At 63.0% G+C, this 21,854-nt stretch carries 17 protein-coding genes; 12 read left to right on the top strand and 5 right to left on the bottom strand.

What is annotated here, in order from left to right:
• From CBW66_RS00560 to coaD, 3 genes are all read left to right on the top strand, one after another.
• Positions 1-660, top strand: coding sequence for a response regulator transcription factor (locus CBW66_RS00560; RefSeq protein ID WP_070221454.1), 660 nt, complete (start codon positions 1-3; stop codon positions 658-660).
• 2 nt (positions 661-662) lie between these two features.
• Positions 663-1,994: an ATP-binding protein gene (locus CBW66_RS00565; protein WP_086136169.1), complete on the top strand. Its 1,332-nt coding sequence runs from the start codon at positions 663-665 to the stop codon at positions 1,992-1,994.
• Positions 1,995-2,089: 95 nt separating this feature from the next.
• Positions 2,090-3,238 (top strand): pantetheine-phosphate adenylyltransferase, encoded by a 1,149-nt coding sequence (gene coaD / locus CBW66_RS00570; RefSeq protein WP_086136170.1) that lies wholly within the window; start codon positions 2,090-2,092, stop codon positions 3,236-3,238.
• Between the two features lie 2 nt (positions 3,239-3,240).
• Here the strand turns inward: coaD and CBW66_RS00575 are convergent, their stop codons facing one another.
• The gene (locus CBW66_RS00575; RefSeq protein WP_086136171.1) at positions 3,241-3,840 is read right to left on the bottom strand and encodes a 2-hydroxychromene-2-carboxylate isomerase; all 600 of its coding nucleotides are present in this window, start codon (positions 3,838-3,840) and stop codon (positions 3,241-3,243) included.
• A gap of 15 nt (positions 3,841-3,855) precedes the next feature.
• Positions 3,856-6,054 carry an OsmC domain/YcaO domain-containing protein gene (locus tag CBW66_RS00580; protein ID WP_086136422.1) on the bottom strand — a complete coding sequence of 733 codons (2,199 nt, stop codon included), beginning with the start codon at positions 6,052-6,054 and terminating at the stop codon, positions 3,856-3,858.
• Positions 6,055-6,249: 195 nt separating this feature from the next.
• On the opposite strand from CBW66_RS00580, the gene CBW66_RS00585 reads away from it, so the two are divergent.
• Both CBW66_RS00585 and CBW66_RS00595 read left to right on the top strand, forming a co-directional pair.
• The gene (locus CBW66_RS00585) at positions 6,250-6,783 is read left to right on the top strand and encodes a histidine phosphatase family protein (RefSeq protein WP_205701146.1); all 534 of its coding nucleotides are present in this window, start codon (positions 6,250-6,252) and stop codon (positions 6,781-6,783) included.
• A 398-nt stretch (positions 6,784-7,181) separates the two neighbouring features.
• Positions 7,182-7,577 (top strand): VOC family protein, encoded by a 396-nt coding sequence (locus CBW66_RS00595; protein WP_086136174.1) that lies wholly within the window; start codon positions 7,182-7,184, stop codon positions 7,575-7,577.
• 61 nt (positions 7,578-7,638) lie between these two features.
• Here the strand turns inward: CBW66_RS00595 and CBW66_RS00600 are convergent, their stop codons facing one another.
• Both CBW66_RS00600 and CBW66_RS00605 read right to left on the bottom strand, forming a co-directional pair.
• Positions 7,639-10,041, bottom strand: coding sequence for a TonB-dependent siderophore receptor (locus CBW66_RS00600; RefSeq protein WP_086136175.1), 2,403 nt, complete (start codon positions 10,039-10,041; stop codon positions 7,639-7,641).
• A 177-nt stretch (positions 10,042-10,218) separates the two neighbouring features.
• Complete coding sequence (locus CBW66_RS00605; RefSeq protein ID WP_170932905.1) at positions 10,219-11,004, bottom strand: PhzF family phenazine biosynthesis protein; 786 nt, start codon at positions 11,002-11,004, stop codon at positions 10,219-10,221.
• Between the two features lie 97 nt (positions 11,005-11,101).
• Here CBW66_RS00605 and CBW66_RS00610 point away from each other — a divergent pair, with 97 nt between their 5' ends.
• The gene (locus tag CBW66_RS00610) at positions 11,102-14,242 is read left to right on the top strand and encodes an error-prone DNA polymerase (RefSeq protein ID WP_086136177.1); all 3,141 of its coding nucleotides are present in this window, start codon (positions 11,102-11,104) and stop codon (positions 14,240-14,242) included.
• Between the two features lie 39 nt (positions 14,243-14,281).
• Positions 14,282-14,755 carry a GNAT family N-acetyltransferase gene (locus tag CBW66_RS00615; protein WP_230491987.1) on the top strand — a complete coding sequence of 158 codons (474 nt, stop codon included), beginning with the start codon at positions 14,282-14,284 and terminating at the stop codon, positions 14,753-14,755.
• A gap of 85 nt (positions 14,756-14,840) precedes the next feature.
• Here the strand turns inward: CBW66_RS00615 and CBW66_RS00620 are convergent, their stop codons facing one another.
• Positions 14,841-16,157 carry an FAD-binding oxidoreductase gene (locus CBW66_RS00620; RefSeq protein ID WP_086136424.1) on the bottom strand — a complete coding sequence of 439 codons (1,317 nt, stop codon included), beginning with the start codon at positions 16,155-16,157 and terminating at the stop codon, positions 14,841-14,843.
• A 273-nt stretch (positions 16,158-16,430) separates the two neighbouring features.
• Here CBW66_RS00620 and CBW66_RS00625 point away from each other — a divergent pair, with 273 nt between their 5' ends.
• From CBW66_RS00625 to CBW66_RS00645, 5 genes are all read left to right on the top strand, one after another.
• Complete coding sequence (locus tag CBW66_RS00625) at positions 16,431-17,339, top strand: ChaN family lipoprotein (RefSeq protein WP_086136178.1); 909 nt, start codon at positions 16,431-16,433, stop codon at positions 17,337-17,339.
• Positions 17,340-17,481: 142 nt separating this feature from the next.
• A complete protein-coding gene (gene exbB / locus CBW66_RS00630) occupies positions 17,482-18,237 on the top strand; it encodes a tonB-system energizer ExbB (protein ID WP_086136179.1) in 756 nt (251 codons plus the stop codon).
• A 3-nt stretch (positions 18,238-18,240) separates the two neighbouring features.
• The gene (exbD, locus tag CBW66_RS00635; protein ID WP_086136180.1) at positions 18,241-18,666 is read left to right on the top strand and encodes a TonB system transport protein ExbD; all 426 of its coding nucleotides are present in this window, start codon (positions 18,241-18,243) and stop codon (positions 18,664-18,666) included.
• A complete protein-coding gene (locus CBW66_RS00640; RefSeq protein WP_086136181.1) occupies positions 18,663-19,442 on the top strand; it encodes an energy transducer TonB in 780 nt (259 codons plus the stop codon). The genes exbD and CBW66_RS00640 overlap by 4 nt, the downstream gene beginning before the upstream one ends.
• A 31-nt stretch (positions 19,443-19,473) precedes the next feature.
• Positions 19,474-21,732, top strand: a complete 2,259-nt coding sequence (locus tag CBW66_RS00645; RefSeq protein ID WP_086136182.1) for a TonB-dependent receptor — start codon at positions 19,474-19,476, stop codon at positions 21,730-21,732.
• Positions 21,733-21,854: the final 122 nt, after the last annotated feature.

The following is a 21,854-nucleotide window of genomic DNA, read 5'->3' on the forward strand; positions in this document are numbered from 1 at the left end:
ATGCGCTTATTGCTGGTAGAAGACGATACGATGATCGGCGAGGTGGTGCTCGACTTGCTGCGCGCCGAGCATTACGCGGTGGACTGGGTCAAGGATGGCGACATGGCCGACACGGCCCTGCAGACGCAGACCTACGACCTGGTGCTGCTGGACCTGGGCTTGCCGCGCAAGGATGGCCTCGACGTGCTGCGCTCGATGCGCTTGCGCAAGCTCGACACACCGGTCCTCGTCGCCACGGCGCGCGACGCCGTCGAGCAGCGCATCGCCGGCCTGGACGCGGGCGCCGACGATTACGTATTGAAACCGTATGACCTCGACGAACTGCTGGCGCGCATCCGCGCCTTGCTGCGGCGCGCTTCGGGGCGGCCGGAACCGGTCTTCGAGCACCAGGGCGTGTCCATCAATCCGCTGACGCGCGAAGTGATCGCCGAAGGCCACCCCGTCAATTTGTCGGCGCGCGAATGGGCCGTGCTCGAAGCGCTGATCGCGCGCCCCGGCATCGTGCTGTCGCGCGCGCAGCTGGAAGAAAAGCTGTACAGCTGGAAGGATGAAGTCAACAGCAATGCCGTGGAAGTGTACATCCACGGCCTGCGCAAGAAGCTGGGCAGCGACTTGATCCAGAACGTGCGCGGCCTCGGCTACATGGTGCCCAAGGCATGAGGATGAAGGTCACGGTGACGCACTCGCTGCGCGGCCGCCTGCTGTGGTTCTTGCTGGCGGCTATCATCATGGCGGCCCTGGCGCAGGCGTCGATCGCCTACCGCAGCGCCCTGTACGACGCCGACCAGATTTTTGATTACCACATGCAGCAGATGGCCCTGTCGCTGCGCTCCGGCGCGCCGTTGGCCAACCACGCGCAAGCCTTGCCTGCCGACCCCGTCAACAACGACATGGTGGTGCAGGTGTGGACGCCCGACGGCGTGCAGGTATTCCGCTCGATCACGCGCGCGGAACTGCCGCAGCGCGCCGTGCTGGGCTTTTCGAACGTGAAGGCGAACGGCACCACCTACCGCATCTTTTCCGTGCAAACCAGTTCCCAGACCGTGCAGATCGCCCAGGACATGGCCGTGCGCAAGCGCATGGCCGGCAGCCTGGCGCTGCGCACGGTGGGCCCCATCGCGCTGATGGCGCCGATCTTGATGCTGGTCGTGTGGTGGGTCGTCAGCGGTTCGCTGGCGCCCGTCTCGCGCGTGCGCAAGCAGGTGGCGGCGCGCCAGGCGGACGACCTGTCGCCCGTCTCGGAAGCGGGCTTGCCCGACGAAGTGCGGCCCCTGGTGCATGAGCTCAATCTCTTGTTCGGGCGCGTGAAAACGGCGTTCGACGCGCAGCAGCATTTCGTCGCCGACGCCGCGCATGAATTGCGCACGCCGCTGGCGGCCCTGAAACTGCAGGTGTTGAGCCTGGAGCGGGCCGAATCGCAGGAAAAGCGCAGCCTGGCGATCAGTCGCGTGAGCGCCGGCATCGAGCGGGCCACGCGCCTGGTCGAGCAGCTGCTGGTGCTGGCGCGCCAGGAAGCGAGCGCTGCCAGCGGCGACCAGCTGCAGGCCGTGGACTTGAACGACGTCGTCAAGCGCGCGCTGGGCGACATGGCCGGCATCGCGCAGGCGCGCAAGATCGACCTGGGCCTGCACCACATGGATGCGGCCAGCGTCGCCGGCCAGGCCGATGCGCTCAACATCATGCTGCGCAACCTGGTCGACAACGCCATCAAGTACACGCCGCAGGGCGGCACGGTCGACATCGACCTGCGCGCCAGCCCCGTCGGCGTGACGTTATCGGTGGAAGACAGCGGTCCCGGCATCCCGCCCGAGGAGCGCGAGCGCGTCTTCAGCCGTTTCTACCGCGTGCCCGGTACGGATGCCAACGGCAGCGGTCTGGGGCTGGCCATCATCAAGGCCATCGCCGAACGCCATGGCGCGCGCCTGGTGCTGGACAAGTCCGAGCGCCTGGGCGGCCTGTGCGTGCGCGTGGAATTTCCGCAAGCCGTGAAATGAACGTTTTGAGCATGATCTTTGGCATGTTGCATTGACGCGCGCGCCGCTGGCATATATTGTCTGCGCAATAAGCAATCAAGCAAACGGAGCGCAGCATGCAGAAGATCGGCTTTTCAGGCACCCTCGACCCCATCACCAACGGCCATATGTGGGTGATCGGCGAAGCGCGTTCGCTCGCCGACGAGGTGATCGTGTTCCTGTCGCAAAACCCCGCCAAGAAGCCGCAATTTCCCGCCGAAGACCGCAAGCGCATCATCGAACAGAGCGCGCGCGAGTGCGGCTGGGACAATGTGCAGGTGGTCATCGTCAAGGGCGACTACACGGCGCGCGCGGCGAAAAAGCACGGCTGCGACTACCTGATCCGTGGCATCCGCACGACGGCCGATTTCGACTATGAAAACCTGATCCAGCAAACCAATGTGGACGTGCTGCAGGGGGCCAAGACGATCTTCGTCATGCCGCCGCGCGACCTCGGGTCCGTCAGCTCCAGCTTCGTCAAGGCGCTGGAAGGGCCCGTCGGCTGGAACTGGACCATGAAAAAATTCGTTCCCGGCCCGGCCTACCAGGCGTGGATACTCGACTGCCTGCGCAAGGAGTGGGAAGCGCTGTGGAACTATACGACCGCCGCGCAAGCCGACATCGCACTGGCGGACCACTGGTTCGCCCACCTGACGGGGCCGCAGGCGTATGGCGGCGCGGACCGTCATTATCACAACCTCGACCACCTGGTGCACGGCCTGGCCGAGATCCGCGTGTGGGCCGACAATACCTATGCGCCCAAGCGCGACAGCGCATTGGTCAAGAAGGCATTCTGGTTCCACGACGCCGTCTACAGCCACGACGACGACGCACTGTATTCGAGCGAAGAGGCGAGCGCCCAGCTGTGGCTGGCCAGCGGCCTCGATGCGGGCGACAATCTTGATGTGGCGCAATTGATACGCGCCACCGACCACTTCCAGGGGCCCGGCATCAGTCACGCGCTGAAGGACGCCATGCTCAGCGCCGACCTGGCCATCCTCGGGCAGGACGACGAGGTGTATCAGGCCTACACGCAAGCCATCGGAAGAGAATACGCGCACGTGGACCCCGCGCGTTTCAACGAGCAGCGGGGCCTGGCCCTGCAGCACCTGTGCGCCAAGGCGCAGGCGGGCCAGTTGTTTGGCGATGCGTATTTCGCCGACCAGTACAACGAGCGGGCGATAGCCAACATGCAGAAGGAGATGGCGGCGCTGGCGGGCGCCTGAATTTAACGGCGGCTGGCCGCCGCATGCAGCAGCGCATCCTCGAGCCGGTCATTGCCCCAGAATAATTCACCGTCACTGATGAAGCTGGGGGCGCCGAACAGCTTGAGCGCTTGTGCCTGCTCAGTCTGGCGGCGCAGGCGCAGCTTGTTGTCCTGTGTCAAAGCCAGCGCCAGGATGGCGCGTGCATCGAGGCCCAGTTCCTGCAAAGCCTCGCTGACGGCCTCGGTGTTGTCAATCTCGCGGTCCTGCACGAAATTCATCGTCATCATGCGGCGCGCAAAGGGCGCAATCCAGCCCTGGTCCGCGCCGATCAGCGCCACGCGCATGGGCAGCAGGGCCGTGCGGGGAAAGGCGCCCGGTTGCCGCCATGGCAAGCCGTACTTTTCGCACTGGCGCGCCATGTCGCGCCACATGTAATCGCCCTTGAGTTTTTGCAGGATGAAGGGCGACGTCTCCCAGCCCAGCGCCTTGAAGACGATGCCCAGCAGGAAGGGTTTCCAGATCACATCGACCTGCTTTTCGCGCGCCAGCGCTTCGATGCGCATGGCGCTCAGGTAGCTGTAGTTGCTGCCGAAATCGAACCAGAATTCCAGTGCCGCCATGGTATCGCTCCCGGGTCAGACGGCAGCCGCTTTGCCGCGCGCCGCGTGCAGTTTCCTGAAGCTGTCGATCAGGCGCTGGTGCCGGTCGAGGCCTTCCAGCTGCATGCTGGTTGGCGTCAGGCCGAAGAAACGCACGCTGCCGTCCACCGAACCGAGCACCGCGTCCATGCGTTCGTTGCCAAACATGCGGCGGAAATTGACGACGTAGTCGTCCAGTTCCAGCTCCTCATCGAGTTCCACTTCCAGCACCACGTTCATGGCCTGGTAAAACAGTTTGCGCTCGAGCGTGTTGTCGTTGTACTGCAAAAAGGTTTCCACCAGCTCTTTCGCCTCTTCGAATTGCTGCAAGGCGAGATGAATCAGCAGCTTCAATTCCAGGGTCGTCAGCTGGCCCCACACCGTGTTTTCGTCAAACTCGATGCCGATCAGGGTGGCGATGTCGCCGTACTCGTCGAGCTCGCTGTTTTCCAGGCGGTCGAGTAGGTCTTCCAGGCTGGCATCGTCCAGCTTATGCAAGTTCAGGATGTCGGCGCGGAACAGCAGCGCCTTGTTGGTGTTGTCCCAGATTAAATCCTCGACCGGATACACCTCGGAATAACCGGGCACGAGGATGCGGCAGGCGGTGGCGCCCAGCTGGTCATAGACGGCCGTGTACACTTCCTTGCCCATGCCGGCGAGGATGCCGAACAGGGTCGCCGCTTCCTCGGCATTCGAGTTTTCGCCGTGGCCGGAAAAATCCCACTCGACAAAATCGTAATCGGCCTTGGCGCTGAAGAAGCGCCACGAGACGATGCCGCTCGAATCGATGAAGTGTTCGACGAAGTTGTTCGGCTCGGTGACGGCTTCGCTGGCAAACGTCGGCTGCGGCAAGTCGTTCAAGCCTTCGAAGCTGCGGCCCTGCAGCAATTCCGTCAGGCTGCGCTCGAGCGCCACTTCCAGGCTCGGGTGCGCGCCAAACGAGGCAAACACGCCGCCCGTGCGCGGGTTCATCAGGGTGACGCACATCACCGGGTACACGCCGCCCAGCGACGCATCTTTCACCAGCACGGGGAAACCCTGTTCTTCCAGCCCCTGTATGCCGGCCAGGATGCCCGGGTATTTCGCCAGCACGTCCTGCGGCACGTCGGGCAGGGCGATCTCGCCTTCGATGATTTCGCGCTTGACGGCCCGCTCGAAAATTTCCGACAGACATTGCACCTGTGCTTCGACCAACGTATTACCGGCGCTCATGCCATTGCTGACGTAGAGGTTTTCGATCAGGTTCGACGGGAAATACACGACCTCGCCGTCGGAATGGCGCACATACGGCAGCGAGCAGATGCCGCGCTCGGCATTGCCGGAGTTGGTGTCGATCAGGTGCGAGCCGCGCAGCTCGCCATCGGGATTGTAGATGTCGAGGCAGTAGGCGTCGAGAATCTCCTTCGGCAGCGCATCCTTGCGGCCCGGCTTGAACCAGCGCTCGTTCGGATAATGCACGAATGGCGCGTTGGCGATGTCCTCGCCCCAGAACGACCCGGCGTAGAAATGGTTGTTGCTGAGGCGCTCGATATACTCGCCCAGGGCCGACGCCAGCGCGCTTTCCTTGGTCGCGCCCTTGCCGTTGGTAAAGCACATGGGCGAGTGCGCGTCGCGGATATGCAGCGACCACACGTTCGGAATGATGTTGCGCCACGAGGCGATTTCAATCTTGATGCCCAGGCCCGCCAGCAGGCCCGACATATTGGCGATGGTCTGTTCCAGCGGCAAATCCTTGCCGACGATATAGGTGCTCGCGCCCGGGGCGGGATTCAGGGCCAGCAAGGCCTGGGCATCGGCGTCCAGGTTCTCGACTTCTTCAATGACGAACTCGGGACCCGTTTGCACCACTTTTTTCACCGTGCAACGGTCGATCGAGCGCAGAATGCCTTGGCGGTCCTTGGCCGAGATATCGGCCGGCAACTCGACCTGGATCTTGAATATCTGCTGGTAGCGGTTTTCCGGATCGACGATATTGTTTTGCGACAGACGGATATTTTCCGTGGAAATATTGCGCGTATCGCAATACAACTTGACGAAGTAGGCCGCGCACAGTGCCGATGATGCCAAAAAGTAATCGAACGGACCTGGCGCCGAGCCATCGCCCTTGTAGCGGATGGGCTGGTCGGCGATGACCGTAAAATCGTCGAACTTGGCTTCGAGACGCAGCTTGTCGAGAAAGTTGACTTTAATTTCCATGAGGTAATCCAATACTGTGCTTATGAGTTGCCGCTATTATCCGTGCTTTCCGCCGCAGGGCAAAGATTGTTCACCGCGGCCGTGCTGGCGGGGAGCCGCAAGACCAGGCCGGCAGGGCAGGCAAGGGGCAAGCTCTCCCATGAAGCGGACGGATAAATGTGCGAGGCGATCTGACTGGACATGCGAATAACATTAATGAGACACGGCGAGCCCCGACTCGCCAAAGGGCGCTGGATAGCGCCGCTGCAAATGGGACAGTGGATTAATCTCTACAATCAATCGATCATCAAAGAAGGTGGCATCCCTGCGCAGTGCGCTGCGGCAGCGCTTTCCGCGTCGACCATCGTGGCCAGCACGGCACCCAGGGCATGCTCATCGGCTAGGGCATTGGGTGACTTGCCATTCATGCAAGAGGCGATTTTCTCTGAAGCAGGGTTGCCCTTTGCACTCTGGAAGGCCCCTTGGCTGCCGGCTGAAGCCTGGGCAGCGATTTTTCGCCTGCTCTGGTTGTTCGGTTATGCGCGCGGATCGGACTCGTTGCAGACAACCCGGCGGCGCGCCAGGGCCGCCGCCGAGCGGCTGGTTGCGCTTGCCGCCAGGGGGCCCGTGCTGCTGGTCGGGCATGGCATCATGAATCGATTGATCGGCAAGGAGTTGCAGGCCTTGGGTTGGCTTGCCCGCAACAGGCAAGGCAGCCGGTACTGGAGCATGGGAGTGTATGAGCTGTGAAAACCTGTGACGAATGCGGCAGCCGATACCGTGACGACGCCGAAGGCATGGTCAGCCTGTGTCCCGAATGCGCCTCGGTCATCTATGGCTTGCCACGGTGCGAGCACGTGTTCGAGGCAGGCAGATGCCGGAAATGCTTGTGGGATGGCCGGAAAAGTGACTTTGTGCGAAAACTGGAGCAGCAGGTGCGTTGACGCGATATCCGTGTGTGTGGGGGCAGCGTCCATCGGCGGTTACCGGTGTTTTCGTGACAATGCATGAGTTTTCCGGATTGATAATTGGCTATCTTTCATGGGGGCTGCCTGCAGCCACTGCTGGACGGTTGACGGCATCTGAATCTCCTGCCAGTGACCGCTCCGTCACTTTCGCTTTGCCTAACTTGATGCAAGGATGAGCTGATGCAATTATCCAATTATCTTTTCTTTACTACCACTTGCGAACAAGCCTTGGCGTTCTACACGCAATGCGGGCTGGGCAAGATAAGCGATGTCTTGCGCTTTGGCGTGGATGGCATGCCGGTCCATCATGAAGCCATGCGCGGAAAAATCATGCATGCCCGATTTGAAGGACCAGGCGTGTTGTTTTTTGCTTCTGACAATGACGATGCCGAGCCTATGCGAGGGTCCGCACATATTTTGCAAATGCATGACAGGCAGTTAACGAAACAGCTATTTGACAAGCTGGCGTATCAAGGCGTGGTGACGACACCGCTCGCCATCCAGGTATGGGGCGATTATTACGGTAAATTGACGGACCAGTTCGGGGTGCAGTGGATGCTGAACTGTTCGGCCTAACTAAAAAAACAGCGGCTGCCCATGCCGGCGCAGCCGCTGTTTCTTCAGGCGGACACGGCGATCAGAACTTCACCCACAGCCGGCCGAAATACGAGGCGCCGTTCAGGCCGAATTGCACGCTGTCGTATTTGAAGCCGTTGTCCGTCTCGTCCGCGTTTTGCGTCGTGGGTTTGACGTTGAAGATGTTGTTGCCGCCAAAGGTCAGCTTGGTGTTTTTGTTGATGCTGTAGGTGAAGCTCAGGTCGGCCGAGGTCTTGGCCGCGTAGTGGGCGTTCGGCACGCCGTTGGCCGTGCCGCTGAAGGTGCCCAGGGTTTGCGGGCCAAAGTAGATGATGCGCAGATCCGACTCCAGCTTGCCCGTGATGTAGTCGAAGCCCAGGGTGGCTTTCGAACGGGGGCCACCCTGTTCGATGAACAGGCGTTCGCGCTCGGACAGCAAAACATCTTCGAAGCCCGTCAGCGAGGCGGGCGTCTTGACCTTCGTCACTTCCGTTTTGCTCAAATTCAAGGCCAGGAAGGTGTTCAAGCGGTTGCCGGCCAGCTCGCCCTTGTGCGACGCCGTCAGGTCCAGCCCGCGCGTGCGCGTGTCGACGGAATTGACGAAAAATTGCGCTTCCGTCACGCCCAGCAGGGCCAGGCGTGCCGCCAGGTCCGGGTAGTTGCCGGCATTGAAGCGGCCCGACAGCACGATGCGGTCCTTGATCTTGATGTTGTACAGGTCGGCCGTCACGGAAATGGCTTGCGTCGGCGTCCAGGTGGTGCCCAGCGTAAAACTGGTGGATTTTTCTTCCTTCAGCTTGGGGATGCCGGCCGCGTTGGCGACGGCGCCGCCGTTCGGTGCCAGCACCACGTCGGTGGCGACGCCGCTGACGAAGTCGGTGAAGGTGGATGAGAAATATACCTGCTGCAGCGACGGCGCGCGGAAGCCCGTGCTGGCCGAGCCGCGCAGCAGCACGTCGGGCGCCACTTTATAGCTGGCGGCCAGCTTGCCCGTCACGGTGGAGCCGAAATCGCTGAATTTTTCATAGCGCAGGGCGGCCTGGGTTTTCAGACGTTCCGTCCAGTCCAGTTCCACGTCGCCATACGCGGCGATGCTGTGGCGCCTGGCCTTGGTGACGTCGCTGGGCTGGAAGCCGGGAAAGCCCTGGCTGCGGCCATTGCCGCCCACGCCGACGCCGTCGGCGTCGATGTAGGAGCCCGGTTCGCCGGCCATGATCTTGTATTCCTCGCTGCGGTATTCGGCGCCGAAGGCCACGTTCATGCCGCGCATCACCGTGTCGTAGTAGCGGCTGAAATCGGCGTTGCTGGTCAGCTGCTGGAACGAGAAGCCGCCCGCGTCAAAGCTGCTGGCGCTGACGCCCTTGCCGCCGTTCATCAGGTCGAGGTTGGCGATCGAGGCGTTCAGGGTATGGCTGATGTCGTAGCGCATCTTGTTATAGCCATAGGTTTGCGAAAAGTCCGCATGCCATTCGCCGATCTGGCTGCGGTGGCCGATGGTGGCGTACTGGTCGTCGATCTTGCCGTTGATGAAGGGGACGAAACCGTCCGGATACATGGCGGCCGAATTGCGCGCAGGGATATCGTCGCTGCCGATGCCGCCGCGGCCGAACGCGGCGCTGGACGCGTCGCGCGTCTGCGCGCCGGCCGTGAAGTACAGCTTGCCCGTGCCGCTGGTGGCGTAGTCGCCATTGATGTACACGGTCTTGTTCTTGGACTTGGTGTCGCCGATGATGCGCATGCTGTCCGCGTCGGCCCGGTTCGAGCGGCCCCGGTCCAGGTATTCGCCCGTGATGGCCAGGGTGCCCTTGTCGCCCAGCGCGATGCCGCAGTAGGCGGAGGTCATGTAATTCTTGCCGTCGCCTGCGGAATACTGGCTGTAGCCGGCGACCGCTTCGCAGCCCAGGCTTTTCTTCAGTTCGATGTCGATCACGCCGGCAATGGCGTCCGAGCCGTACTGGGCGGCGGCGCCGTCGCGCAGCACTTGCACGTTCTTGATCGCCAGCAAAGGAATCGCATTCATGTCCGTGCCCGTGTTGCCGCGGTTGCGGGCGCCGAACAGGTTGACCAGGGCCGTCGTGTGGCGCCGCTTGCCATTTACCAGCACCAGGGTCTGGTCGGAGCCGAGGCCGCGCAGGGCGGCCGAATCGATCAGGTCGGCCCCGTCGGCGCCCGTCTGGCGCGTGGAATTGAACGAGGGCGAGATGTATTGCAGCGATTGCGCCAGGTCGAACTGGCCGCCTTGCTCCGCCACCCTGGAAATCGGAATGATATCGACCGGCACCATCGTATCGGTGGCGGAACTGGCGACCCGGCGCGAGCCGACCACGCTGACCGTTTGCACGGGGCCTTCCGTGGCGGCCGCTTCCGTGGACTGGGCCATGGCGGCGGGACTGAAGGCGGCCAGGGCGGCGCTGCCGTACAGGCTGATGAGGACTGCTTTACGCAAGGTGGTGAGGGTCGGCACGCAGTATCTCCAAGTGGCTGATGAGCAAGATTCGTGACTTGATTCTAGTGCCATCATTTCAGCATTCACCAGCGATACTTTGTTTTGTTATTACAAATTTGCTGTAACTGTTGTTTCCTGGTTGATTCTCTTTTCGCCGCCGCCCGGCTTGCCTTGTACTGGTGCGCGACGCCCCGTTCAGGTGCTGCGTTGCACCATGCCGCCCACCCAGATCGCCTGCGCGCTGTATTGCACCTCAATCAGACACGGCTGCTGCATCACGTGGCCCTGATGCAGACGCAGCGACTGTTGCCTATGCGCTGACAGCGCGCCGGCCGCCACGCCCGTGGCGCTGTCTTCGCGCGCCGGGTCGAGGTGATTGAAGTTGCGCCCTTCATATTCATGCTCGCCCGTGCGGCAATACGCATAGCAGCCGTTGACCTGATGCAAGGCGCTCCAGTCGGCGATCAGTTCCAGGTTCGGCCGCAGCGCGCGCAAGGTGGTGCGGTCAGCCACTTCCAGCAGCAGCTTCGGGCTGCCGACCGAGGCGACCACGGGCGGCGACAGCAAGTGCATGTGCTGGCCCATCAGTTCCGACGGCACATATTTTTCCAGCACGACGACCGGTGCCGGCTGCGGCGCCAGGCCGATGAAGAATCCTTCCGCGCGGCGCTTCAGCTGCAAGGCTTGCCCGCGCATGGCCGTACTCACCGTCAGCGCCACCGGGGCGCCGGGCGCCGTCAGCAGTACATGCGCGGCCGCCAGGGTGGCGTGCAGGCACAGGGGACTGCGCGTGTGCGGATAAAAATAGTCGAGCACGATGCCGCCGTCCGCCTGCCGGTCGAGGAAGACGCAGGCGCCGACCTGGCGTTCGCGCGCGAAGGTCTGGCGCGCCGTTTCGCTGCTGCCGTCGTTTTCCACAACCAGCGCCGCATTGCCGCCACCGGGGGCGGTGCCGAAACATTTTAATAAGTGGACGATCATGGCGGGCAAGGAGCAAGGTAAAACATCAGCATAACCGAGAAGCCGTACTCCAGATGAGTATAATATACTGTGTTTATATACAGTATTGAGGTGGATCATGTGGGGCGCCGTCTTACCCGAGTATGCTGAGTTGTACTGCCTGAGCAATTTCAGCTTCCTGCATGGGGCTTCGCATGCGGAAGAGCTGGTCGCGCGCTCCGTGCAGCTCGGTTACAAGGCGCTGGCCATCACGGACGAGTGTTCGCTGGCCGGTGTCGTGCGCGCCCATGCGGTGGCCAAGCGGGCCGGTTTTCCCCTGATTATCGGCGCGCATTTTCATTTGACGCAGGCCGACGGCAGCCCGGCGCTGTCCCTGCTGGCGCTGGTGCGCGATATTGACGGTTACGGCAACTTGTCGGAATTGATCACCATGGCGCGCACGCGGGCGGCCAAGGGGCGCTATCTGCTGACACCCGATGATTTCGCCGCGCCTGCGGCGGAGTTTGCCCATTTACAGGGCTTGCCGGGCTGTCTGATGATCTTGCTGCCCGGCTATCCGGCCCAGGCGGAAACGGTGCGCGCGCAGGGCGCGTGGATGGCGTCTACCTTTGGCCGCGAGCGCAGCTGGATCGGCCTGAACCTGCTGCAGCGGGCGCAGGATGACGCCCACCGCGGCGCCGTGCAGGAGGCGGCGCAGGCGCTGGGCTTGTCCGTGGCGGCCGTCGGCCATGTGTGCATGCACGTGCGGTCGCGCAAGCCCCTGCTCGACACCCTGTGCGCGATACGCGTGGGTAAGCCCGTGGGCGAGTGCGGCTATGCGCTGGCGCAAAACGCGGAGCAGCATCTGCGCGCGCGCTTGCGCCTGGCCAATGTGTATCCACCGCAAGCGCTGGCGGAAACCGTGCGCATCGCCAAGCTGTGCACATTTTCCCTCGACAGCCTGCGCTATGACTATCCCGTCGAGCTGGTGCCGCACGGCCACACGACGGCGACGTATCTGCGCGAAGAAACGTATGCGGGCGCGCGCATGCGCTTTCCGCTCGGTATTCCGGCCAACGTGCAGGAACAGATCGAGCAGGAGCTGGAGCTGATCCGGGATCTTTCCTACGAAGCGTATTTTTTGACCGTCTACGACATCGTGCGCTTTGCGCGCTCGCAAAACATCCTGTGCCAGGGCCGGGGATCGGCCGCCAATTCGGCCGTCTGCTATTGCCTGCACATCACGGAAGTGGACCCCGCGCGCGGCAATTGCCTGGTCGGACGTTTCATGTCGCGCGAGCGCAACGAGCCGCCCGACATCGACGTCGATTTCGAGCACCAGCGGCGTGAAGAGGTCATCCAATATATCTACGGCAAATATGGGCGCGAACGGGCCGCGCTGGCCGCCGTGGTGATCAGCTACCGGCCGAAGAGCGCCTTGCGCGACAGCGGCCGGGCGCTGGGAATCGACCTGGCCATCGTGGAAAAAGTGGCCAAGGCGCATCGCTGGTTCGACGGCAAGCGCGATCTGCTGGAGCGCCTGGCCGAATGCGGACTCGACCCGGAAGCGGCATTGTCGCAGCAGTGGGCGGGCCTGGCGCAGCAGCTGCTGGGCTTTCCCCGCCATCTGTCGCAGCATCCGGGCGGCTTTGTCATCGCGCAGGGAAAATTGTCGCGCCTGGTGCCGATCGAAAACGCGACCATGGCCGAACGCAGCGTCATCGAGTGGGACAAGAATGATCTGGAAGAGCTGGGCTTGATGAAGGTCGACGTGCTGGCGCTGGGCATGCTGTCGGCTTTGCGCCGCGCGCTGGAACTGGTCGGTGCGCGGCGCGGCGAGGAATTTCGTTTGCAGGATATTCCCCGCGAAGACCCCGCCACCTACGACATGATGTGCCAGGCGGACACCATCGGCGTATTCCAGATCGAGTCGCGCGCGCAGATGAGCATGCTGCCCCGCTTGCGTCCCCGAGAATTCTACGACCTCGTCATCGAGGTGGCGCTCGTGCGCCCCGGCCCCATCCAGGGGGGCATGGTGCATCCCTATTTGCAGCGGCGCCAGAAAAAGGAGGAGGTTGAGTATCCCAAGGGCCTGGAAAAGGCGCTGGGGCGCACCCTCGGCATCCCGATCTTCCAGGAGCAGGTGATGCAGGTGGCCATCATCGCCGCCGATTTCACGCCCGGCGAAGCGGACCAGTTGCGGCGCGCCATGGCGGCCTGGAAACGCAAGGGCGGCATGAACAATTACAAGGAACGCATCGTCGAAACGATGGTCAAAAATCAGTATGGCCGCGAGTTTGCCAATGCCATTTTCAGCCAGATCGAGGGCTTCGGCGAATACGGCTTTCCCGAGTCGCACGCGGCCAGTTTCGCCCTGCTGACCTACGCCAGTTCCTGGCTGAAATGCCATGAACCGGCCGCCTTCCTGTGCGCCTTGCTCAACAGCCAGCCCATGGGCTTTTACAGCCCCTCGCAACTGGTGCAGGATGGCCGCCGCCATGGCGTGCAGGTGCTGCCCGTCGACGTGGCCGTCAGCGGCTGGGAAGCGGAATTGGACGAAGGGAACGGTGATGGACCCGCCGTGCGCCTGGGCTTGAACAGCCTGTTTGGCATGCGCGCGGAGGCCGCTCAACGCATCGAGGATGCGCGCGCCATCGCCGCCTTTGTCGATGTGGCCGACCTGGCCCGGCGTGGCGGCCTGGACCGCCATGACTTGCAGGTGCTCGCTGCCGGCAACGCGCTGCATGCACTGGCCGGGCACCGGCGCGAAGCCCTGTGGCAGGCGGCCGGCGCCGTGCCGGACAGGGATTTATTGCGTTCCACCACACAAGAGGAAGACTTGCCCATGCTGGCCGCGCCGACGGAAGGCGAGAGCATCGTCAGCGACTACCGCGCGCAAGGCCTGACCCTGGGCCGCCACCCGCTGGCGCTGCTGCGCAGGCAATTGCTGGAACAGCGTTTCATGCCGGCGTCCACGCTGATGGCGTACACGAGCGGGCAAGTGGCGCGCGCCTGCGGCATCGTCACCGTGCGCCAGCGTCCAGGCACGGCCAAGGGCGTGATCTTCATGACACTGGAAGACGAGACGGGCACGGTCAACGTCATCGTCTGGCCCGACCTGGTGGAAAGCCAGCGGCGAGAAGTGCTGAGCGCGCCATTGCTGGGCGTGTACGGCGTGTGGCAAAGGGAGGGCATCGTGCGCAACCTGGTGGCCAAGCACCTGGTCGATATGTCGCACTTGCTGGGGCGCTTGAGGACCAGCAGCCGCGATTTCTGTTGAGAGTTGCCGGCGGGGAGGCAGGCGTGGCATTATTTGAATATGACAACATTACCCGAACCGACACTGCGTCCCGCCCTGGTCGCCGACGCGCCCGCCATCGTCGCCCTGATCGACGACCTGATGCCCTTTTTGACCCTGCACCCGGACGGCGCGGGGGCGGAAAAGTTCATCGAGAACTGCCGCCAGCCCGCCATCGAAGGCTATCTGTCGCAGCCCAATTACGCCTACCAGCTCGCGCATATCGACGGCGAGCTGGCCGGCGTGGTGGCCATGCGCGACAACACGCACCTGTTCCACATGTTCGTGCCGCGCGCCCTGCACCGGCGCGGCATGGCGCGCCGTTTGTGGCAGGCGGCCCGCGACGCGTCGCTGGCCAGGGGCGATGTGACGGCCTTTACCGTCAATTCCTCGGCCTACGCCTTGCCCCTGTACGAAAGCCTGGGCTTTGTCGCCACGGGACCGAAGGTGGAGACGGGCGGGATTGCTTTCGTGCCGATGCGCATGGATTTATAAAAATAACCCAACGGCAAGGGCCGGGGTCAGATCCGGCGGGGGTGTTTTTCCCAGTGGGAAAAATGCCGATCCCGAAGGGAGCGACCTACCATCTGACAATCTTCCCCGGATTCATGAGGTTCTTCGGATCCAGCGCGTGTTTCACGGCGCGCATGGTGTCGATGGCGCCCTCGCCATGTTCTTCCACGAGGAAAGCCATCTTGTGCATGCCCACGCCGTGTTCTCCTGTGCAGGTGCCGTCCATGCCGATGGCGCGCGTGACCATGTCGCTGTTGACCTTTTCGGCACGCGCGATGTCGGCCGGGTCGGCGGGGTCGACCAGCATCTGCACGTGGAAATTGCCGTCGCCCACGTGGCCGATGATGGCATAGACCAGGCCCTGCGCCTCGCAATCGGCCTTGGTGGCGAGGATGCATTCGGCCAGGCGCGAAATCGGCACGCAGCAGTCGGTGGAAATGGCGCGGCTGCCGGGGCGCATCTGCAGCAGCGCGAAATACGCGTTGTGGCGCGCGGCCCACAGGCGCGAACGCTCTTCGGGGCGGCTGGCCCATTCGAAATCGCTGGCGCCGTGTTCCGCCGTGATGGCTTGCACCAATTGCGCCTGCTCGGCCACGCCGCCCGGCGTACCGTGGAATTCAAACAGCAGCAGCGGCTTTTCCGGCAGCGCCATCTTGTCGTAGGCATTGATGGCTTTGACGCCATTTTCATCGAGAAACTCGACCCGCGCCACAGGAATACCCATCTGGATGGTCTGGATCACGGCGCTGACGGCTTCGCCCGTGCCGGGAAACGAACACACGGCCGCCGAGATCGCTTCCGGCAGCGGATACAGTTTGACGGTCACTTCCGTGATGATGCCCAGGGTGCCTTCGCTGCCGACAAATAAACGCGTCAGGTCGTAGCCGGCCGACGATTTTTTCGCCCTGGTCCCCGTCTTGATGATGCGCCCGTCGGCCGTCACCACCGTCAGGGCCAGCACGTTTTCGCGCATGGTACCGTAGCGCACGGCGTTCGTGCCCGAGGCGCGCGTGGCCGCCATGCCGCCCAAGGACGCATTGGCGCCCGGGTCGATGGGGAAGAACAGGCCCGTGTCGCGGATTTCTTCATTGAGCTGCTTGCGCGTCACCCCCGCCTGCACGGTGGCCGTCAAGTCTTCAGCATGCACGGCGACCATGTGATTCATTTGCGACAGATCAATCGTCACGCCGCCATGCAGGGCCAGCACGTGGCCTTCGAGCGAAGTGCCGCTGCCATAGGCGATGACGGGCACGTCGTGCGCACTGCACAGCTTGACGGCGGCCGCCACTTCCTCGGTGGAATGGGCGAAGATGACGGCATCGGGCAGCATGGGGGGATAGCTGGACTCGTCGCGGCCATGGTGTTCGCGCATGGCTTGCGTCATGGAAAAGCGGTCGGCAAAGATCAGGGAAATTACGGCAGCAAGAGATACGGGCAGCGGTTTTTTCAGTACCGCCAACTGGTCAGTTTGATTCACGCAAGTCCTCCGTTTTTTTTATTCTACTCCGCGTCCCGCGGATTTCACCGAAGCACTATTTTTGCCAGTTGTAAAAATCCGCAGGGTGCTTGTGCATAGGTTGTAAATGAGAATCATTTCCATTAGAATGCCCGCCAGTAGTTATTTTGCAATGCGTGCTTAATCCGAAAGGCCATGCCCATGAGATTCCCCCTGTCCCTCGCCGCCGTCCTGCCCGTCTGCGTGCTGGCCCTGAGCGCCTGCGGCAGCGTCGCTCCGCTGAGTACCACGACTGCCGCATCCGCTACTGTGCAGGACGTGCGCCAGCTGGGCGAGATCGTCGACCTGCGCAGCGGCCAGCGCTTGACTGCCGAGCAATTGCTGGCCCAACTGGCCGCCGCGCCGAGGGTCATCGTGGGCGAGCAGCATGACCAGCTCAGCCATCATCGGATCGAGCAATGGCTGCTGCAGCAATTGCAGGCCCAGCGCCCGCAAGGCAGCGTGCTGCTGGAAATGCTGAACCCGGATCAGCAAGCCAGGGTGGACAAGGTCAAGCCCTGGCTGCAGACGGACCCCGTCGTGCGCCCCGAGCACGTGGCCGAGCTGCTGGCCTGGCAGCCGGGCTGGAAGTGGGCGCAATATGGCGACCTGGTGATGACCGTGATGCGCGCGCCGTATCCCGTCTGGTCGGCCAACCTGGACCGCAGCGAGATCAAGCAACTGTTTGCCGACAAGCCGGCCGTGCAGGGCAAGCACTCGAACCTGGCCAACGATGGCAAGGTGCATGCGAAGCTGAAAGACATCATCCGCGTCATGCATGACAACCAGATCGACGAACCGCGCCTGGCCGCCATGCTGTCGGTGCAGCAGCAGCGCGACCGCCGCATGGCCGAGCGCCTGCTGGCCGCGCCCGCGCCCGCCGTGCTGATCGCCGGTGCCTACCATGCGCACAAGGACCTGGGCGTGCCGCTGCACGTGCAGGACTTGAGGGGCGGCCCCGCGCCGCTGGTGCTGGTGCTGGCGCAGCAGGGTGCCACGGTGCCGGCGCCGCAGGCGGATTTTGTGTGGTACACGCCGGTGGCGGCACCCGCCGTCGCCAGCGCCAAGTAATCCGTTGTCACTCCGCCGGGCGTTCAGCCCGGCACTCCGCCCCAGCAAGCGTCTTCGCAGCAGCCAGGTAGTTTTTCCGATTTTTTTTGCATGCGCATGCGCGCCGTTGGCGCAGCCATGCCTGTTACCTGTTGAAGCTCCCATGCGTATCCTCTGTATCAAAGCCGCCGGCGGCGGCGTGTTTCTTTCCATCGTTCATGTCGGCGCGCAAGCGTCCGCCTTAGCGCACGATATGTCGCCGTTGGGCATGTTCTTCGCCGCCGACCAGATCGTCAAAAGTGTGCTCATCGGCTTGCTGCTCGCCGCGCTGGCCACCTGGGTGGTCTTGCTGGTGAAGGGCGCCGGCTTGTTGCAAGCGCGGCGCGCGGCGGCGCAAGCCGTCGCCATGCTGAAGACGGCCACGTCCTTGCCGGACGCGGCCGTCAAAGTGGAGGGCGCAGGCAGCAATTCGCTGGCGCAGCAGCTGCTGGCCGAGGTGCAGCAGGAACTGAGTCTGTCGCATGCCAGCGCGCCGGCGGCGGCCCTGAAGGAGCGGGCCGGCTTCCGCCAGGAACAGTTCATTGCGCAGCAGGTACGCGCCATGACGCAAGGCATTGGCTTGCTGGCCAGCATAGGCGCCGTGGCGCCCTTCGTCGGCCTGTTCGGCACCGTGTGGGGCATCATGAACAGTTTTATCGGCATCGCCGTCAGCCAGAGCACGAATCTGGCCACCGTCGCGCCCGGTATCGCGGAAGCCTTGCTGGCCACCGCCTTGGGCCTGGTGGCGGCGATACCCGCCGTCGTCATCTACAATGTCTTGAGTCGTGGCATCAATCAATACAAGGCGCAGCTGCGCGCCGCCTCGGCGCAAGTGCTGCTGATGCTGAGCCGCGACCTCGACGTGCGCAAGCAGGCCTGAGCCATGGCCAGCCTTTTCCCTTCGCAGGACGACGACACGGCCGACATGCCGGAATTGAGCGAGATCAATGTCACGCCCTTCATCGACGTGATGCTGGTGCTGCTGATCATCTTCATGGTGGTCTCGCCGCTGGCCACCGTCGATCTGAAGATCGACTTGCCGGCCGCCACGGCCCAGCCCGAGCCGCGTCCCGACAAACCGCTGTTTATCTCGCTGAAAGCGGACCGCAGCCTGTACCTGGGCGAGTCGCCCGTGGCGCGCGGGAAGCTGGGCAGTTCGCTTGACGCACAGACGGGCGGCGACCGCCAGCGCACCCTGTTTTTCCAGGCCGACAGGCAAGCCGCGTATGAAGACGTGCTGGGCGTGATGGACGCCTTACGCCAGGCCGGCTACCTGAAAGTGGCCCTGGTGGGCCGGGAGGGCGGGTGAATCCGCGTCCGATATTCAACTGGGGCATCGCCACGTCGCTGGTGTCGGCTACCGCGCTGTCGCTGCTGCTGTGGGCGGCCTGGCAACCCGTCGCCGTCGCGCCCGCGCAGCCGCCCGCCAGCGTGATGGTCGTATTTGCCGCGCAAGCGATGTCGCCGGAGGCACAACAGGCTGCTGCGGCAGGGGCGCGCCAGTCGGCCGCGTCCAGCGCAGCCCAACCGAAAAAGAGTACGAACAGACAAGAAGCGCTGCCCGTACTGGCGCGTGCCGCCGCGCCGCACATCGTCGCGGCGGAAAAAGAAGCGAAGGCAGAAGCCAGTCCGTCGCCTGATCCCGGCAAGGATGCCGCCAGGGAAGCTGCCGTGCCCGCGCAGGCCAGCAGCAGCACCATGCCGGCGCCCGCCGCCGTGCGCGGTCCGCAGGCGGCACCGTTCGACAGCGACACGCCGCCCGCCAGCGCGGCGCCGGCCAGCTGGCAAAGCAGGGTGCTCAGCCACCTGGCGCATTTCAAGCGCTATCCGGGCGACGCGCGCCAGCGCAAACGGGCCGGCGCCGCCTGGGTGCGCTTCCAGGTCGACCGCGACGGCAAGCTGCTGGCCAGCGAACTGCTCACCTCGTCGGGCACGGTGCTGCTCGACCGCGAAGCGCTGCAAGTGATCGAGCGCGCGCAACCGCTGCCGCCGCCGCCCGACAGCGTCCTGCACCAGGGCACGGTGACCGTCACCTTGCCGGTGTCGTTCAAGCTCGACGCCAAGAGCGGCCACGGCACCAGCTGAATTTTTCAATCACATAAGAAATCGAGGGTGTATGCATATCAAGACAATGACGCAGGCCGTGGGCATCTGCATGGCCTTGCTGGCGCAGCAGGGATGGGCACAACAGGCACAAGAGAGTGGCAAGGTCGCGTTTTCGCCGCTGAACGTATCGGGTGAAACGGTTCCGGCGGAACAGCAGGCGCTGGAAAAACCGGGCGCCGTCAGCGCGCGCGGCGCGGACACGCGCTTGCAGAGCGTGGACCAGATCGTGCGCAGCATGCCGGGCACGTTTACCCAGATCGATCCGGCGCAGGGTGCCGTCAGCGTCAACATCCGCGGCCTGTCGGGCCTGGGGCGCGTCAACATGATGGTCGATGGCGTGAGCCAGAATTACTATGGCAGCGCACCCTCGTCCGTGTCGCACGGCGGCGTACCCAGCAGCCAGTTCGGTGCCTTGATCGATCCAAACTTCATCATCGGCGTGGATGTGTCACGCGGCAATGTCGTCGGCGGCGATGGCGTCAATGCGCTGGCCGGCAGCGCCAACTTCCGCACCATCGGCGTCGATGACGTGGTCTTCGCCGGCGAAAAGGTGGGCGCGCGCACGAAGATGTCGACAGGGAATAACGGCGTGGGACGCAGCGCCATGCTGGCCGTGGGCATGAAAAAAAACGCCTTCGATGGCGGCAGCGTGGGCTTCATGGCCGCCACCAGCGCGAGCGTGATCGGCAACAACTACACGAATGCGAAGGGCGTCAACAGCGAGGAGTTCGGTTTCGGCTACAACCGTTATTACAAGCAAAAACCCAAGTCGCAACTGCTCAAGCTGGATCTCAAACTGAGCGACTTCCATGCGCTGGAACTGTCGGCGCGCGATTACCGCAATACGTTCACGCGCCGCGATATCCAGAGCGATGATTACTATGTGAAATATCACTACACGCCGTTTTCGGAATTGATCGATCTCAATGTGGTGGCCAGCAGCAGCCGCGGCAAGCAGAAATACATGCCCGAGGCGTTGACCAATTTCATCAACACGAATGCGGCCAACCGCGCCGATGCCATTGACATCAACAACACGAGCAGCTTCAGGCTGGCCGGCGGCGACGCGCTGGTGACGGTGGGCGGCAAGCTCATGCGCAATCAATACAGCAAACACGTGGAAAGCCTCGTCGACGACCCGGACAACCTGGATGCGAACCGGCAATCGATTGAAAACAATACGTTTGGTCCCGCCGGCAAGCAAAAGATCGACAGCCTGTATGCGGGCTTACAGTACAACCGCGGCATCTATCAGCTCAATGCGGGCCTGAATTACACGCGTTTCGAATTGACGGGCCACAAGCCGGCCTGCGATGAGCGCGTGAAATGTTTCCCGCAAGGGGAGAGCAATATCGCGCTGAAGGAACACGGCATCAATCCATCCCTATTGCTGTCGGCCCAGGTTGCGCCGTGGTTCCAGCCGTTTGCCAGCGCCGAGCGCACGATGCGCGGGCCGAATCCGCAGGAAGTGTTTTTCTCGAATGACGGCGGGGCCTCGATGAACCCGTTTCTGAAGGGCGAGAAAGCGACGACCTATCAGCTGGGCTTCAATTCCAGCCTGCACGGTTTGCTGAGTGCCAACGATGCGCTCAACTTCAAGGCGCTGTATTTCAAGAGCAAGATTGATGGCTATATCACCAGCCAGTCTTTCCTCGTGTGCGACAAGGGGCGCAAATGCAATATCGCGGAAGTGCTTGCCACGGACTGGGAGACGGTCGATGAGTACGTGACCAACATGTATATCTACATCAACTCGTCCACGCCCGTGCGCACGCGCGGCTGGGAACTGGAAGCGCAGTACCAGCTGGGGCCGGCGTATGCGCGCCTGTCGTACACGCGTGACAAGACCAGCCAGCCCACCTCGATCGCCAGCGCGTGGTTTGGCGCGGCCGACATCAGCGAGCTGCCCAGCACCTATTACAACCTCGACGTGGGCACGCGTTTGCTGGACAATAAAATGGAGATCGGCGCCATCCTCAAGCACACGGGATCGAACCGCCGGCTGTCGCCGGACAATGAAGCCGATGAAGCGACGGGCGAAGTGCTGAAGGTGGACAATCCGAAGATCCCGGCCGTGGTCGACTTGTATGCGAGCTGGCAGGTGTCGAAAAACCTGTTCTTGCGCCTGTCCGTGCAGAACGCCATGAACAAGGATTTTTCGGAAGCGCTGAACCGCCTGAACTCGATGCCGTCGCAGTCGCAGGACAACACGCCGCTGAGCACGGCGCGGGGCAGGACCTATGTGGCAGGGCTGGAGTACCGGTTCTAGTTTTTGAGCAAAGCTGCGACGCCTGACAAAACTGTAGCGAGCGGAGGTGATTTGTGGCCGAGAAGCGCAGCTGTGCTATAGCACAGTGAGCATCGCCGGCCGCAAAGCGCACCGCGCAGTAA

It is taken from the genome of Janthinobacterium sp. GW456P, from assembly GCF_002127655.1.
Classification (GTDB): Bacteria; Pseudomonadota; Gammaproteobacteria; order Burkholderiales; family Burkholderiaceae_D; genus Janthinobacterium.